Origin of the sequence: Hymenobacter glacialis (assembly GCF_001816165.1) — a bacterium.
Classification (GTDB): Bacteria; Bacteroidota; Bacteroidia; order Cytophagales; family Hymenobacteraceae; genus Hymenobacter; species Hymenobacter glacialis.
In genome coordinates, this window is record NZ_MDZC01000057.1 from 1 (window position 1) to 14,251 (window position 14,251).

Below are 14,251 nucleotides of genomic sequence, written 5' to 3' on the forward strand. Positions count from 1 at the left end.
AAGATGCTTCGACAAGCGGGCTCCGGATAAAGCATGACCGCCTTTTTAGCTACGGTTGCGTGATTACTTTGTCTGGGCAACCGACGGCGTATCACAAAAGAAGAGGCCCTGCTTGTGAGCAGGGCCTCTTCTTTTGTGATAGCTGAGATTATACTATGGAAGTGCTGAAGAGCATAGGCTGCAAAGCAGTACCCTACTTAATCATGTCCACTTCGGCCTTAATCATGGCGTTGTAGCGCCGGCCCTGGCCGTTGGCCAGCGTGAGCAGGTTCCAGCCCTTGCCGATGGTGTAGCTCCAGGTGCGGCTTTCCTTGTACTCGAAGGTAGGCCGCATAATCTGGCCGTAGGGCGTGTAGTTGTCCATGAAGTTGGTGGTGTAGAACTTGTCGCCGCCCACAATCCATTCCATGGCCACAAAGAAGCCTTCTTCCGGAGCAGCAATGTTGTAGGTGCTCAGGTCGATGGTGTACCATTCGCCACCGCGGGAAGCCGACACCACTACGTTTTCGGTGAGCAGGTCGGTGTTGGGGGCGTTGTAGTTGCCATCGGCTTTGTAAATGCGAACGCGGAACGGCTCACGGGGAAAGCCGTTTTCGCCGATGTAGAACGACACCGTGCGCACGTTGCCAAGTTTCTTCTGCTTGTCGTTTTTCACGAAGAAAGCGTACTGGCTGCCGGGCAGGCCCTGAATCATGCCTTCGCCGGGGCTATTGGACTTGGAGCCGAGCTCCAGGTTCTTCAGCTTGCCACCTTTTACCATCACGTTGTCGAGAACCACCGTGCGCTTCTTGAGCTCAATGATAAGGTCTTCGGTGCTGCCACGCTTGATGAACACAGCGCTACGCTCGTAGCCCAGAGTCATCACAATCAGGGAGTCCTGGCTGTTTTTTTCCAAGCCAGCCAGCTGAAAATAGCCGTACTCATTGGTAAGAGCGCCGGTCCCTTCCTCGCGCAGGCCAATGGAAGCAAAGGGAACAGGGTCTTTGGTTTTGGCATCTACCACGCGGCCCGTAATACGGTTTTCTTGCGCCCAGCTAAGTGCGGGCAATAGCAATAGAACCCATAAAGCAAGAAAATGTAAGCGTTTCATCATTGTCGAAAATAATATAATGAATGGTAGACTGGCAAATTTACAAATTCTCTGTCATTATATCGCCATCTCTGAGTAATGAGCGTAGTAAATGATTTACTGGTAGCAAAATAAAAACACAGCCGTAACGAATGTGCTGTGATTTTATTTCTATTAATCTATGCTATAGCTGTTTTGTTTGGCTAATTATTACTAAGCTAACGACATGACTGTTACAATAAAAAGGGCGTGGGAAATCGCCGTGAGCTTATGGATGGGGGTTTTTTGTCCTACTGTGAGTTAAAGTCGTTCAGCTAAAAAACTTTCCCCTTATTTTTCTTTGACTTTGTACTAGTGCCTGGTATTGCGGGGGGCTGCCCGTCCCCTGGAATAGGATTATAATGCGGTGGAGTGTAGCGCCGGCGGGCTCCTATGGCATCGCGAAATATGCATCGGCAGGCACAGGCCTGCAGGAGGTACACGCAAAACATAGCTAACCCTAACGGTGTGGGACGCACGTGGCGGGGAGCGCACCAAAATGCTCGCGGCGCCTACCTAATCCCTCTGGAGCTGCTTCTGGCTACGCATCGCCGCCGGCATCAATGCAACAACCTCATCTTGTTGCATTGATGCCGGCGGCGATGAGTGCGTACCTTTAGGGTGCCATAATTCAATTTAATGCGGTTATAAGATGATGAGGGGTTTGATTTCGGTTCTCGTGCTGTTGTGCTTGCTGTGCAATGGGAGCACGGAAGCCAGTGCAGGTACGCCCAGAGCAGAAGGATTTTCTTTGGGAGGAATATGGAAGGGAAGCCTGCCATTGCTAGGTGGCGAGCTGGATGTAACCATCAGCATCGTGCCGCTGGCAAACGGCAGGTATTTCGCGGCTTTGGATGTGCCCGCCCAAAAAGTAGGCCGCATGCCCACCGAAATCACGGTGCGTGGCGATTCGGTGCTGATGCGGATGCCAGCGGCTGGTAGCCGCTACGCCGCCCTGCTTGATACCGTTAAACGCGAGATGGTGGGCGTGTGGACCCAGGCCGGCGTACAGTCAAAAGTGCTGCTGCGCTACTCGCCGATGCCCACTACCTCGGGCCCCGGTACCCGCTTGGCGCCACCGTACCGCGAAGAGGAAATCGTGTTCACCAACCCGATGTCGCGCCTGAACCTGAGCGGCATGCTGACGGTGCCAGCCGGGCCGGGCCCTTTTCCGGCCGTGGTGCTGGTGAGCGACCTGGGCGCGCAGGACCGCGACGGCACCGTGGGCAACTACCACATGATGGGCTCGCTGGCCGACTACCTCACCCGCCGGGGCATTGCCGTGCTGCGCTACGACGACCGTGGCGTGGGCCAGTCGGAGGGCAGCACCGAAACGGCTACCACGCAGGCCCTGGTGAGTGATGTGCAGGCGGCCGTCAATTTTCTGCGCGCGCGGATTGAAATCAACATCAGCCGCATTGGCGTGATAGGGCACGGCGAGGGCGCCAACGTGGCCCTGCTCGCGGCTGGCCAGCCATTGCCGCCCGCCTTTGTGGTATCGTTGGCGGGCTACGGCCTTACCGGGCAGCAAACGCTGCTGGAACAGCAAGTGGCGCTGCACAAAGCCAGCAAGCTGAGCCCTGCGCTGGTACAGGCCGCCTACGAGCGCAAGCGCACCATGTACGACATCATTCGGCTGACCGCCCCGGCGCAGGCTCTCTCCATTGTGAGCAACATGCTCCGGCAGGACCAGCCCGCCCTTGATGCCTCGGCTGCACAGGCCGCCGCCCGGCACCTCCTCACCCCGTGGCACCGTTACTTCCTGTCCTTCGACCCAATTGAGCAGCTCGACCAGATACGCTGCCCGGTGCTGCTGCTGAGCGGTACCAGCGACCTGGAAGCTCCGGCGGACCTGCACCAAACCCAGTTGGAAAAGGAGTTGCGCAGCTTCAATCACAGCACCACCGCCAAGCGGCTGCCTGGAGTAAACCACCTGTTCCAGCCGCCCAAAACGGAGTGGACCCTTATGAATGGGGAAATGAAGCCATTGTTTTCGGCAGTTGCCCAGGAAACGATGCGGGAATGGATAATGGGGCTGATGGTAAAGAAATAAGGCCTCTTTTGTTGATGATTGGGTTCAAAAACAGAGACGCCCCGCTTGGGAGCGGGGCCGTCTCTGTTTTTGTTGCGCTGGGCCTGTCCGGCCCAGGCGGGACAGGCTTACTTAATCATGTCAACCTCGGCCTTAATCATGGCGTTGTAACGCAGGCCCTGACCGTTGGCGGCGGTAATAAGGCTCCAGCCTTTGCCCATGGAGTAGTTCCAGGTGCGGCTCTCTTTAAACTCGAAGGTGGGCCGCATAATCTGACCGTAGGGCGTGTAGTCGTCCATGAAATTGGTAGCGAAGAACTTGTCGCCGCTCACCACCCATTCCATGGCCACAAAGAAGCCTTCTTCGGGCGCCATGATGTTGTAGGGGGTGAGGTCGACGGTGTACCACTGGCCGCCCTGGGGCGCCGACACCACTACGTTTTCGGTGAGCAAGTCGGTGTTGGGGGCGTTGTAGTTGCCATCGGCTTTGTAGAGACGCACGCGGAATGGCTCGCGGGGAAAGCCGTTTTCGCCGATGTAGAACGACACCGTGCGCACGTTGCCGAGGCGTTTTTTCTTGTCGTTTTTCACGAAGAAAGCGTACTGGCTGCCGGGGAGGCCCTGAATCATGCCTTCGCCCGGGTTGTCGCTTTTGGCGCCCAGGCCCAGGTTTTTGATTTTGCCTGCCTTCACCACCACGTTGCCCAGGGCCACGGCCCGCCGGGGCACCTCAATGGTCAGGGTGGGCAAGCTGGCACCCCGCTTCACCAGCACCGCCTGGCGTGCATAGCCCAGCGCGGTTACGATGAGGGAGTCGGTGGCATTCTTGGTAGGGGCCGGCACCATGAACTGCCCGTGCTCGTTGCTGAGCGCACCAATCTGCTCGTTTTTCAGTCCGACAGAGGTGAACGGCAGGGGTTCTTTCGTGTCTTTATCCACAATAACTCCCTTGATTTGAAGCTGCTGAGCCCAACCGGAAGTTGTAGTACTGACTATGAATAATACTATGAGGAGTAAGCGCATTAACATATAGGTGCAAGGCAGAGTGCACAAAATTACAAATTGCCGGCAGAAAGTTATCAGAAAATATTAGCACTGGCAAACCTTGCTTTAATCCAGAAGTGTAATGTGTGCGAATTAGTCGATGAAGTGCACATAATACCGGACCAAAAAAACTCTTGGAAGGCGGTAAGCGTTTGGTGGTGTACCTTTGTTTGTATTCTTTCTAAATAAGCTTTCTCCTCTTTCCTGCCCGTGGCATTCTTCCGCAATTCCTCCCCGCTTGTTGCTGCTGGTGTGGCCGCCCGCCGCACCGCCAAAGACCTGCGTCTGGGCGAAGCCGGGACCATTTGCTGTCTCGAAGACCCCGAAATGGCGCTCAAGCTGCTGGAAATGGGGTGCGTGCCGGGCGTGCAGGTGCGCCTGAGCGGCCGGGCGCCGCTGGGCGACCCGCTTATGCTGGTGCTCGGCGACCAGGAATACACGCTGTCGGTTCGGGCCAGTGAGGCCGCTACAATTTTATTGAAAGAATAAGGCGCAGCGTATGGCGGCGATAGAGAGCAACCCCGCGACGGCCGAGTCCCTCGCCCCGCTGGCCGGCCCGGCTACCAGCCCGCGGCCGTTGCGCATTGCCCTCATTGGCAACCCCAACAGCGGCAAGACTTCGTTATTCAACCAACTCACCGGGCTCAATCAGAAGGTGGGCAACTTTCCGGGCGTGACCGTGGACCGCAAATCGGGCTTTGCGCAGCTCACGCCGGTGCAGCAGGCCGAGATTGTGGACCTGCCGGGCACGTACTCGCTCTACCCCAAGAGCCTGGACGAGAAGGTGATTACGGACCTGCTCTACGACCGGGCCGCCGGCAACTACCCCGATTTTGTGGTGGTGACCGTGGACGCCAACAACCTGCGCCGCAGCCTGCTGCTCTTCACCCAGCTCGGCGACCTGGGCCTGCCGGCCGTGCTGGCCCTGAACATGATGGACGTGGCCGAGCGCCACGGCATCCGCATCGACTTGCCGGCGCTGGAACGGGAGCTGGGCGTGCCCATAATCCCAATGAACGCCCGCAAGGGCATTGGCGTGGCGGCCCTCAAGATTGTGATGGCCCAGCGACTGGATGCGGCACCGGAACGCTTCTGGGAGCCCGATGAAACGCTGCTGCCGCTGGTGCGGCAAATCCGCTACTACTTCGACCTGCACAACGACTACCTGGCCCTGCACTACGCCCAGCAGTACCGCCACATCGGCTTCCTGAGCGCTGATGATAAGGCGTACCTGCAGGAGCTGACGCACAAGTACGAGTTCGACGCCACTGCGCGGCAGGCCGCCGAAACCATCGCCCGCTACGGCCGCATCAACGAAATTCTGCTCGAAACCGTGACGGTGACGCGCACCGAAACCCGCGAGCCGATTAGCAACCGCATCGACAAGGTGCTGACCCACCGCATTGGCGGCTACCTGATTTTTCTCAGCATTCTGTTCCTGTTGTTTCAAGCCATTTTTGCTTGGGCGCAGTACCCCATGGATTGGATTGACCAGGGCATTTCGTCCCTGAGTGCCACCATTCAGGACAATTTCGACGGGCCGCTGGTGCGCCTGCTCACCGAGGGCGTACTCGCGGGCCTGGGCGGGGTGCTGATATTCATCCCGCAGATAGCCCTGCTGTTCGGCTTCCTGGCCGTGCTGGAGGAAACGGGCTACATGGCCCGTGTTACGTTCTTGATGGACAAGCTGATGCGGCCGTTTGGCCTCAGCGGCAAAAGTGTGGTGCCCATGATATCGGGGCTGGCGTGCGCGGTGCCGGCCATTATGGGCGCCCGCACCATCGAGAGCTGGAAAGACCGGATGATAACCATTTTCGTGACGCCGCTCATGTCGTGCTCGGCGCGCATTCCGGTGTACACGGTGCTGGTGGCGCTGGTGGTGCCCGACCAGGCCGCGTGGGGCATTTTCAACCTGCGCGGCGTCACGCTCATGGGACTGTACCTGCTGGGTTTGTTTTCGGCCCTGGGCTCGGCCTGGGCGCTGAAAATCGTGCTCAAAGCCCGAGAGCGCAGCTATTTCATCATGGAGTTCCCGGTGTATCAGTGGCCGCGCTGGAAAAACGTGGGCTTGACCATCTACCAAAAAGTGCAGGCCTTTGTGATGCAGGCGGGCAAGGTGATTGTGGCCATTTCGGTGCTGCTGTGGGTGCTGGCCACCTACGGCCCCGGCCAGCAGCAGGAAACCGCCGAAGCCCAGGTGCGCCAGCAGGTAGCCACCCAGGGCTGGAACGAGGAGGAAGCCAGCCGCCGCGTGGCCTCGGCTCGCCTCGAGAACTCCTTCGCCGGCTCGTTTGGCCGAGCCCTGGAACCAGCCATCCGCCCGCTGGGCTACGACTGGAAGATTGGCATTGCGCTGCTCACCTCGTTTGCGGCGCGGGAGGTGTTTGTGGGCACCATTTCCACCATCTACAGCGTGGGGCAGGACGCCGACATGGGCACGCTGCAAGACAAGCTGCGGGCCGAGAAAGACGAGAACGGGCAGCCGTTTTTCACGTCGGCGCGGGCGTTTTCACTGCTGGTGTTCTACGTGTTTGCCATGCAGTGCATGAGCACACTGGCCGTAACGTACCGCGAAACCAAAAGCTGGAAGTGGCCCACGGCCCAACTGGTGTACATGACCGGGTTGGCCTATGCGGCGGCTTTCGTGGTGTACCAGGTGCTGGCGTAGCGAGGGCGTTGCCTGGTTGGCGCCCGAGCACGCCCGCACAATGAAAGGGCTTCGCCCAATCAACCACGACTGTCCGGTTATCGCCACAGTGTCCGCAATCGGACAAGTTTTTGGTGGGTATTTAGATTGATATTTTACCCAATTAGCTGAAAAACAGAATTATACACGAATGGCATGACGATTGGCAATAACTAGTGGAATCATACCCACTACCGCCCGAAAATGGACAGAGCCATTGCCCCATCAATTCAATCTCAGCGACAGCGGCGCCGCTGGCTGCTGGGGGCGGGCATAGTATTGGCGCTGTTGGTGGCGGTGCTGGCCTTCCGCACGGTTCTAAAACCCAGCATCAGCCGCAACGACATTCTGACGGCGCGGGTCGAAACTGGCGATGTGGAAGCTTCGCTCACGGCGGCGGGCACCATTATTCCGGGCCGGGAAGCGGTGCTAACCAGTCCCATTCAGAGTACGATTCGTCGGGTACCGGTGGCGGTGGGCGACGAGGTGAAGCCCGGCCAAACCATTCTGGAACTGGACAAGGAACTGGCCAATTCGGCCCTGGCCAAGCTCGACGACGAGCAACTGCGCAACCAGAACAAAAACTCGCAGCTGCAGCTGACCCTGGAACGCAGTCTCAACGACCTGCGGGTGCAGGCCCAGGTGCAGGCCGTGAAGCTGCGTAGTCTGCAATCGACTTTGCGCGACGAGCAGCAGCTGTTGCAGCTGGGCGGTGGCACTGCCGAAAGCGTGCGCCAGGCCGAGCTGAACCTGGCCGTGGCCCAACTCGAATCCCAACGCCTGACCCGCCAGATTCAGACCCAGCAGCGCTCCAACACTGCCGATGTGCGCGAGCTGGGCTATACCGTGTCGATGCAGCAGCGCAGCATTTCGGAGTTAGCCAGCAAGCTGCGGCAGGCCAACATCAGCAGCCAGCAGACAGGCGTGCTCACGTGGGTAAACGAGAGCATTGGCGCTACGGTGCAGGCCGGCGACCCGCTGGCCCGCGTGGCCGACCTGAGCAGCTTCCGGGTGCGGGCCACCATTTCGGACACCTACGCCGATGCCCTGCACGCCGGCGACCCGGTGGTAGTGCGCATCAACGAAACCGATTTGCGCGGCAGCGTTGCCAGTATCAGTCCGAGTGTGGACAAAGGCGTGCTCACGTTTTACGCGCGCCTCGAAACCCCCCGGCACGCGGTGCTACGACCTAACCTGCGAGCCGATGTGTTCGTGGTGACCCGCGCCCACCACGGCGTGCTGCGCCTGAAAAACGGCCCGTTTTACCAGGGCGGCAAGGAGCAGGCCGTGTACGTAGTGCAAAACGGCAAGGCCGTGCGCCGCACCGTGCGCTTTGGCGACAGCAACTTCGACCACGTGCAAATCCTTGACGGCCTGCTGGCTGGCGATGAGGTCGTGGTGTCGGACATGAAAAGCCACGCCGAAACGCCGGAGCTTCTTATTAAGGAATAACAACCGCCCGGTGATGAAACTTCGACTCCTTTTTCTGCTTGGGTTGCTGGCGCTGCTGAGGCCGCCGGCCGGTGCCCAACCCTACGCCAACGGCCTTACTTTGGACGGCGTGATTGCCCTGGCGCTCGACCAGTCGGCGGTGGGCCGGCAGGCCTACACTACCCGCGAAACCAGCTACTGGGCTTGGCGTGGCTACCAGGCTAACTATCGGCCGCAGCTGGGCATGCAGGGCACGCTGCCCAATTTCAGCCGGGCCATTGCGCCGGTGGTGCAGCCCGATGGTACCACCAGCTTCCAGTCGGTACGCATCAACAACTCGGATTTGGGTCTGACGCTGAGCCAGAACATTGGCCTCACCGGTGGGCAGGTGTTCGTGGGGTCGGTGGTGCAGCGGTTCGATGATTTCAATGGCCAGCTGCGGCGCTACAACAACCAGCCCTTCACCGTGGGTCTCGCGCAGCCGCTGGGCCAATTCAATGGTCTGCGCTGGGCACGGCGCCTGGAGCCGCTGCGCTACCAGGAAAGCCAGCGCGAGTACGTAGAAGCGCGCGAAACCATTGCCCAGCGCGTCACGGAGCTGTATTTTGATGTGCTGCTGGAGCAGGTAAATGCCGAAGTAGCCCGCCAGAATGCCGAAGCCACCGCCGAACTGCTGCGCATTGGCCAAGAGCGGTTCCGGCTGGGGCGGCTCTCGCAGAGCGACTTGCTGCAGCTGGAGCTAAACCTGCTTGACGCTCGCCAGGCCCAGACGCAGGCCCAGCTCAACGCTCAGAACGCGACCGTGGAGCTGCAAGCCTACACCGGTCTGGCCGAGGCCCCGGCCCTGGCTGAGCCGGCCCCGGCGCCGCAGCCAGTGGTGGCGCCAGCCCGCGCCCTGGAGCAGGCCCGGCTGCACCGCAGCACCACACTGGCCTTCCGGCGCCGGCTGCTGCAGGCCGAGCGCGACGTGGCCCAGGCCCGCGGCACCACCGGCTTCCGGGCCACCCTCACGGCCAACCTGGGCTACGTGAACCAGGCCACTTCTTTCACCGATACCTACGCCAACCTGCAAAATCAGCAACAGGTAGGCCTGGTATTTTCCGCCCCTCTCGTGGATTGGAGCCGCCGCAAAGCCATCGTGAAAACCGCCGAGCTGACCCGCGAGCAGGAGCAGCGCGCCATGGCCCAGGAGGAGCGCAGCTTCGAGCAAACCGTGCTCACGCAAGCCAGCCAGTTTGCGGCCCTGGCCGAGCAGCTGCGTCTCGCCGAGCGGGCCGATTCGCTGGCCCAGCGCCGCTACGACATCACGCGGGCCACCTACCTGCTGGGCCGCCTCAGCCTGACTGATTTGAGCCTGGCCTCCAACGCCAAGGACAGCGCCAAGCGTAACCGCATTTTTGCGTTGCGGGCGTGTTGGGTGGCGCACTACCGCCTGCGCGCCCTTACGCTCTACGACTTTGACAAACAGGCACCCATCGTGGCTATTCGCTGATTAAGACTTATTTGTTGCCCGCGCTTTTCACACCTTTTCTGCATCTTTCGGCTTCTGCTTATCTCTCTTTTTCTCATGGAAAACCTGCTCGCCACCCCAACTCAATCCCGCCCGCAGCCGCTTCTGACCAGCCCGGCTGCTGGGGGAACGCCGGTGCTTCAGCTCACCAACATCGAGAAGGTGTACCAGACCAGCACCATTGAAACGGTGGCGCTGAACCGGGTGAATCTGACCATTAACCGGGGCGAATTTGTGTCCATTATGGGGCCCAGCGGCTGCGGAAAGTCCACGCTGCTCAGCCTCATGGGGCTGCTCGATGAGCCCACCAGCGGCACCATCGCCGTGGACGGCCGGCTGGTGACCTCCTACTCCGACCGGGAATTGGCCGGGCTGCGCAACCTCAAAATCGGCTTCGTGTTCCAGAGCTACCATTTGATAAACGACCTGTCGGTGGTGGACAACGTGGAAGTGCCGCTGCTCTACCGGCCCGGCATGGGCGGCAAGGAGCGCCGGCAGCGGGCCCTGGCCGCGCTCGACAAAGTGGGCTTGGGCGCCCGCACCGGGCACTTCCCCGGACAGCTCTCGGGCGGGCAGCGGCAGCGGGTGGCCATAGCGCGGGCCCTGGCCGGCGGCCCCGAAATCATTCTGGCCGACGAGCCCACCGGCAACCTCGACTCGGTGATGGGCGAGGAAATTATGGACCTGCTCCTGGGCCTCAACCGCCAGGATGGCGTGACCATCGTGATGGTGACCCACGACGAGCAGCAGGCCCTCAAAACGCAGCGCGTAGTACGCTTCTTCGACGGCAGCCAAGTGGGGTGATTTTAATTATGAGTTATGAATTACGAGTTATGAATTGGGGCAGTACGTCTTCATTCAGTGGGCTTTAAAGAATTCATAACTCGTAATTCATAACTCATAATTAAAAAAGATGCTTTTCTCTTACTTAAAAATTGCCTGGAAGGTGCTCATGCGCCGCAAGTTCTTCGCCTTCATCAGCCTTTTTGGTGTCAGCTTCACGCTGATGATTTTGCTGGTGGTGATGGCTATGTTCGACCACTTGGTGGGGCCTAGCACTCCTGCCAAGCGCGTGGAACAGATGCTCTTCGTTAACAGCATCAGGCACGAAATAGTGGACGGCCGCGGCTGGATGAACATGCCGGCCAGCATTCACTTCGTGGACGACTACGTGCGGAGGATGAAAACGCCCGCAAAAGTGGGCATTAGCACGGGTGCTTCCAACGCCACTGCCTTCACCAAGAGCAAGTTGCTGCCGCTTGACCTATCATACACGGACGGCAATTTCTGGCAAATCATGGACTTTGACTTTTTAGGTGGCCGGGCCTTCACCGAGGCCGAGGTAAAAGCCGCCCAGCACGTATGCGTGCTGAATGAGGCCACCGCTCGCGGCTACTTTGGCACTGCCGACGTGGTGGGCCGCACCATCGAAATTGACTTGAAAAGCTACCGCATAGCCGGCGTGGTGCACAACGTGTCGGCCGCGCACATCTTTGCCTATGCCGACGTGTGGGTTCCCTATACCTTGAGCCCGCAATACTACAAGGACAACCGCATCAGCGGGGAGTTTCTGGTGGTGATGCTTGCCCCTTCGGCCGCGGCGGTGCCGGCGGTGCGCGAAGAATACCGCCAGATGATGCGCCGGGTAGAAATCCCTAACCCGAAGGAGGTAAAAGCGCTTTTTTCCTATGCCGACCCCATTCTGGCCAGTTTCACTCGTGCCATGCTCAACCACAAAGACCAGAGCGTTGACGACGATAACTTGGAAGCTTTTTACCTGATATGCGGCGGGCTGGCGCTGCTGTTTATGCTGCTGCCGGCCCTGAACCTAGTGAACCTGAACGTGACGCGCATTCTGGAGCGCTCGGGCGAAATTGGCGTGCGCAAGGCCTTTGGGGCGACGGGACACGATTTGGTGGGGCAGTTTCTGGTTGAAAACGTGGCGCTGGCTCTGGTGGGCGGACTGCTGGGCCTGGGGCTGGCCGCCGGCGCGCTGGCGCTGGTCAACGACGCCTACCCCATTGCCTACGCGCACTTCTCGCTGAGCTGGCGGGTATTTGGCTGGGGCATGCTACTCACCCTGGTTTTTGGGTTGATGAGCGGCGTGTACCCGGCGTGGAAAATGTCGCGCCTCAACCCCGTGGTGGCCCTGCGCGGCGGTGGTGACCAGAAGTGAGTGAAAGAATAACGCGGAGAGAACGTCATGCTGAGCGCGCCGAAGCATCTCTACTGCGACAGTAAATGATTACTACCACACGCGTAATGCTTCGGCGGCGCTCAGCATCATGGCACTTTTTGTTCCCTTCTTATTTCCACCACATGCTACGCCACTTATTCACCCTTATCTGGAACCGCAAGCGTGCCAATCTGCTGCTGATATCCGAAGTGTTTTTCTCTTTCGTGGTGCTGTTTGGGGTGAGCGCCGTGCTCATCACCACAGCCAAGAACTACTTGGCGCCGCACGGCTTCGACTACGAACAGGTGTGGCGGCTAGAAGTGCGCGCCGGGCAGGGCCTGGAGATGCCTCGCGCCGAGTTGGACGACGTGCTGCGGCAGGTAAAAGCCCTGCCCGGCGTGCAAACCGTGGCCCTCACCAGCGGCAACATGCCCTTCATCTTCAACACCAATAATTCAATATTTCGCTATAAAGGCAAGGAGTCGCCAACGACCAATGTATACGATGCCGACGACCACTACGCCGCCGCCATGCAGCTGCAGCTGCGCGAGGGCCGCTGGTTTGCGCCCACCGACGACGGCAGCAACCACCGCCCTGTGGTTATCAGCCAAGACCTGCGCGAGAGCCTGTTTGGCGACGCGCCGGCCCTGGGCAAGGTATTTACCTACGGCGTGCCCGGTGCCGAAATCAAGCCCGAAAATGAATTTCTAGTAACGGGCGTGGTCGAGAACGTGCGCATGTCCAGCGACTTCAACGCGGCTGAGCCCGCTGTATGGCTGCGCCTCTTGCCCTACGACACCACCCACTGGGAAACGGCCAACGTGCTGGTGCGCGTGGCCCCCGGCCAAGGCGGCGAGCTCCAGGAAAAAATTGCCCGCACCGTGGCCGGCGTCACCCGCCAGTGGACCACCGAAGTGCGCGTGATGAACGACGACCGCCTTAGTAAGCGCCGCTACACGCTGGTGCCGGTGGTAGGCCTGTCCATCATGGGCCTGTTTCTTATTGTGAATGTGGCGCTGGGGCTTTTTGGCGTGCTCTGGTACAACATCAGCCAGCGCCGGGCCGAAATTGGGCTGCGCCGGGCAATGGGTGCTACCGGGGCCAGCATCAGCCGGCAGTTTCTGGGCGAAATGCTGGTCGTGACCACGCTGGGCGTGCTGGGCGGCGTGCTGCTGGCCGTGCAGTTTCCGCTGCTGGGTGCCTTCGACCTGCCCGCCCAGCGCTACCTGCTGGCCATTGCGGCGGCCACGGTGGCGGTGTACGTCATCACGGCGCTGTGCGCCTGGCAGCCCAGCCGGCTGGCGGCGGCCATTCAGCCGGCCATGGCGCTGCGGGAAGAATAAACGCTCGATTAAGTCAGCTTTACCCTTTATTTTATGAGAAAGGGCAGCGAACCGTGGAATTGCAGCTGGCCAGGGCAACCCGTCGCAATCGGAACGCATCTGGGTAGTCAAACGCAGTTCTTTTTCTCATCCTTTTCTCCTTTTTTCGCATGAAAAACTTCACTGCTCTCGCTCTGTTCTGGTTGCTGGCCCTAGTGCCCGCCCTGGCCCAAACCGCGCCCGAAGTCCGCTCTTTGGGTAATTTTACCGCCGTTGATGTTTCCGGCGGGGTACAGGTAATCCTGGCTGTGGGCCCCACCCAGCGCGTAGAAGCCAGCGCCGATACCCCCGAGCTGCTGGCCCGCCTCAAAACAGAAGTGCGCGACGGCGTGCTCAAGATTAGCTTCGACCACAAGCTCAGCGAAGCCTGGAGCAAAGACAACCGCCCCCGCAACCTGCGGGTGAGCATTGTGGCCGCTCCGCTCACGTCCCTGGAAGTGGGCAGCGGCTCAAGAGTAGAAGTGAAAAACGGCTACGCCGCGGGCGATTTCCGGCTGGGAGTAGGTTCGGGCGCCGTCGTCTCGGCTCCGGATTTTACGGCCAAAAGCGTGCAGGCCCGCGTGAGCAGCGGCGGGGTGGCCACCCTGACCGGGAAGGTGGAAAGCCTGACCGTGCAGGCCTCCAGCGGCGGCGTATTCAAGGGCGACAACCTGCAGGCCACCGCTTGCGAGGCTTCGGCTTCGAGCGGCGGCACCGTGGCCGTGGCCGTGCAGGAGAAGCTGACCGCCAATGCCTCCAGCGGCGGCGACGTGCGCTACGGCGGCTCTCCGCAGGCCATCACCAAGCACACCAGCAGCGGCGGCAGCGTGAAGAAACGGTAAGTAATTAGTGGTTAGCGGTTAGTCTTTTAAAGTCATCCACAAGCCACCCGCTGACCACTAAC

General features: G+C 59.9%; 11 protein-coding genes. 9 read left to right on the forward strand and 2 right to left on the reverse strand.

Annotated elements, in window-relative coordinates; genetic code table 11:
- Nucleotides 1-193: 193 nt before the first annotated feature.
- A complete protein-coding gene (locus tag BEN48_RS07865; RefSeq protein ID WP_070734049.1) occupies nucleotides 194-1,048 on the reverse strand; it encodes a carboxypeptidase-like regulatory domain-containing protein in 855 nt (284 codons plus the stop codon).
- An 811-nt stretch (nucleotides 1,049-1,859) separates the two neighbouring features.
- Here BEN48_RS07865 and BEN48_RS07870 point away from each other — a divergent pair.
- On the forward strand, nucleotides 1,860-3,161 hold the full coding sequence (locus BEN48_RS07870) for an alpha/beta hydrolase family protein (RefSeq protein WP_158010125.1): 1,302 nt from the start codon (nucleotides 1,860-1,862) through the stop codon (nucleotides 3,159-3,161).
- Between the two features lie 107 nt (nucleotides 3,162-3,268).
- Here the strand turns inward: BEN48_RS07870 and BEN48_RS07875 are convergent, their stop codons facing one another.
- Nucleotides 3,269-4,168 carry a carboxypeptidase-like regulatory domain-containing protein gene (locus tag BEN48_RS07875; RefSeq protein ID WP_083320880.1) on the reverse strand — a complete coding sequence of 300 codons (900 nt, stop codon included), beginning with the start codon at nucleotides 4,166-4,168 and terminating at the stop codon, nucleotides 3,269-3,271.
- A 225-nt stretch (nucleotides 4,169-4,393) separates the two neighbouring features.
- On the opposite strand from BEN48_RS07875, the gene BEN48_RS07880 reads away from it, so the two are divergent.
- The 8 genes from BEN48_RS07880 (at nucleotide 4,394) to BEN48_RS07915 (ending at nucleotide 14,189) form a co-directional block, all read left to right on the forward strand.
- Entirely contained in the window at nucleotides 4,394-4,672 is a 279-nt protein-coding gene (locus BEN48_RS07880) for a FeoA family protein (protein ID WP_241502213.1), read from the forward strand.
- A gap of 10 nt (nucleotides 4,673-4,682) precedes the next feature.
- Nucleotides 4,683-6,851 (forward strand): ferrous iron transport protein B, encoded by a 2,169-nt coding sequence (gene feoB / locus BEN48_RS07885; RefSeq protein WP_083320881.1) that lies wholly within the window; start codon nucleotides 4,683-4,685, stop codon nucleotides 6,849-6,851.
- A gap of 222 nt (nucleotides 6,852-7,073) precedes the next feature.
- Nucleotides 7,074-8,321: an efflux RND transporter periplasmic adaptor subunit gene (locus BEN48_RS07890; protein WP_070734053.1), complete on the forward strand. Its 1,248-nt coding sequence runs from the start codon at nucleotides 7,074-7,076 to the stop codon at nucleotides 8,319-8,321.
- A gap of 13 nt (nucleotides 8,322-8,334) precedes the next feature.
- Nucleotides 8,335-9,792 (forward strand): TolC family protein, encoded by a 1,458-nt coding sequence (locus BEN48_RS07895; protein ID WP_070734054.1) that lies wholly within the window; start codon nucleotides 8,335-8,337, stop codon nucleotides 9,790-9,792.
- Between the two features lie 153 nt (nucleotides 9,793-9,945).
- Complete coding sequence (locus tag BEN48_RS07900) at nucleotides 9,946-10,614, forward strand: ABC transporter ATP-binding protein (protein WP_070734222.1); 669 nt, start codon at nucleotides 9,946-9,948, stop codon at nucleotides 10,612-10,614.
- A 109-nt stretch (nucleotides 10,615-10,723) separates the two neighbouring features.
- Complete coding sequence (locus BEN48_RS07905; protein ID WP_070734055.1) at nucleotides 10,724-11,986, forward strand: ABC transporter permease; 1,263 nt, start codon at nucleotides 10,724-10,726, stop codon at nucleotides 11,984-11,986.
- A gap of 143 nt (nucleotides 11,987-12,129) precedes the next feature.
- On the forward strand, nucleotides 12,130-13,329 hold the full coding sequence (locus BEN48_RS07910) for an ABC transporter permease (protein ID WP_070734056.1): 1,200 nt from the start codon (nucleotides 12,130-12,132) through the stop codon (nucleotides 13,327-13,329).
- Nucleotides 13,330-13,478: 149 nt separating this feature from the next.
- Complete coding sequence (locus tag BEN48_RS07915; protein WP_070734057.1) at nucleotides 13,479-14,189, forward strand: head GIN domain-containing protein; 711 nt, start codon at nucleotides 13,479-13,481, stop codon at nucleotides 14,187-14,189.
- The last annotated feature ends 62 nt before the right edge of the window (nucleotides 14,190-14,251 follow it).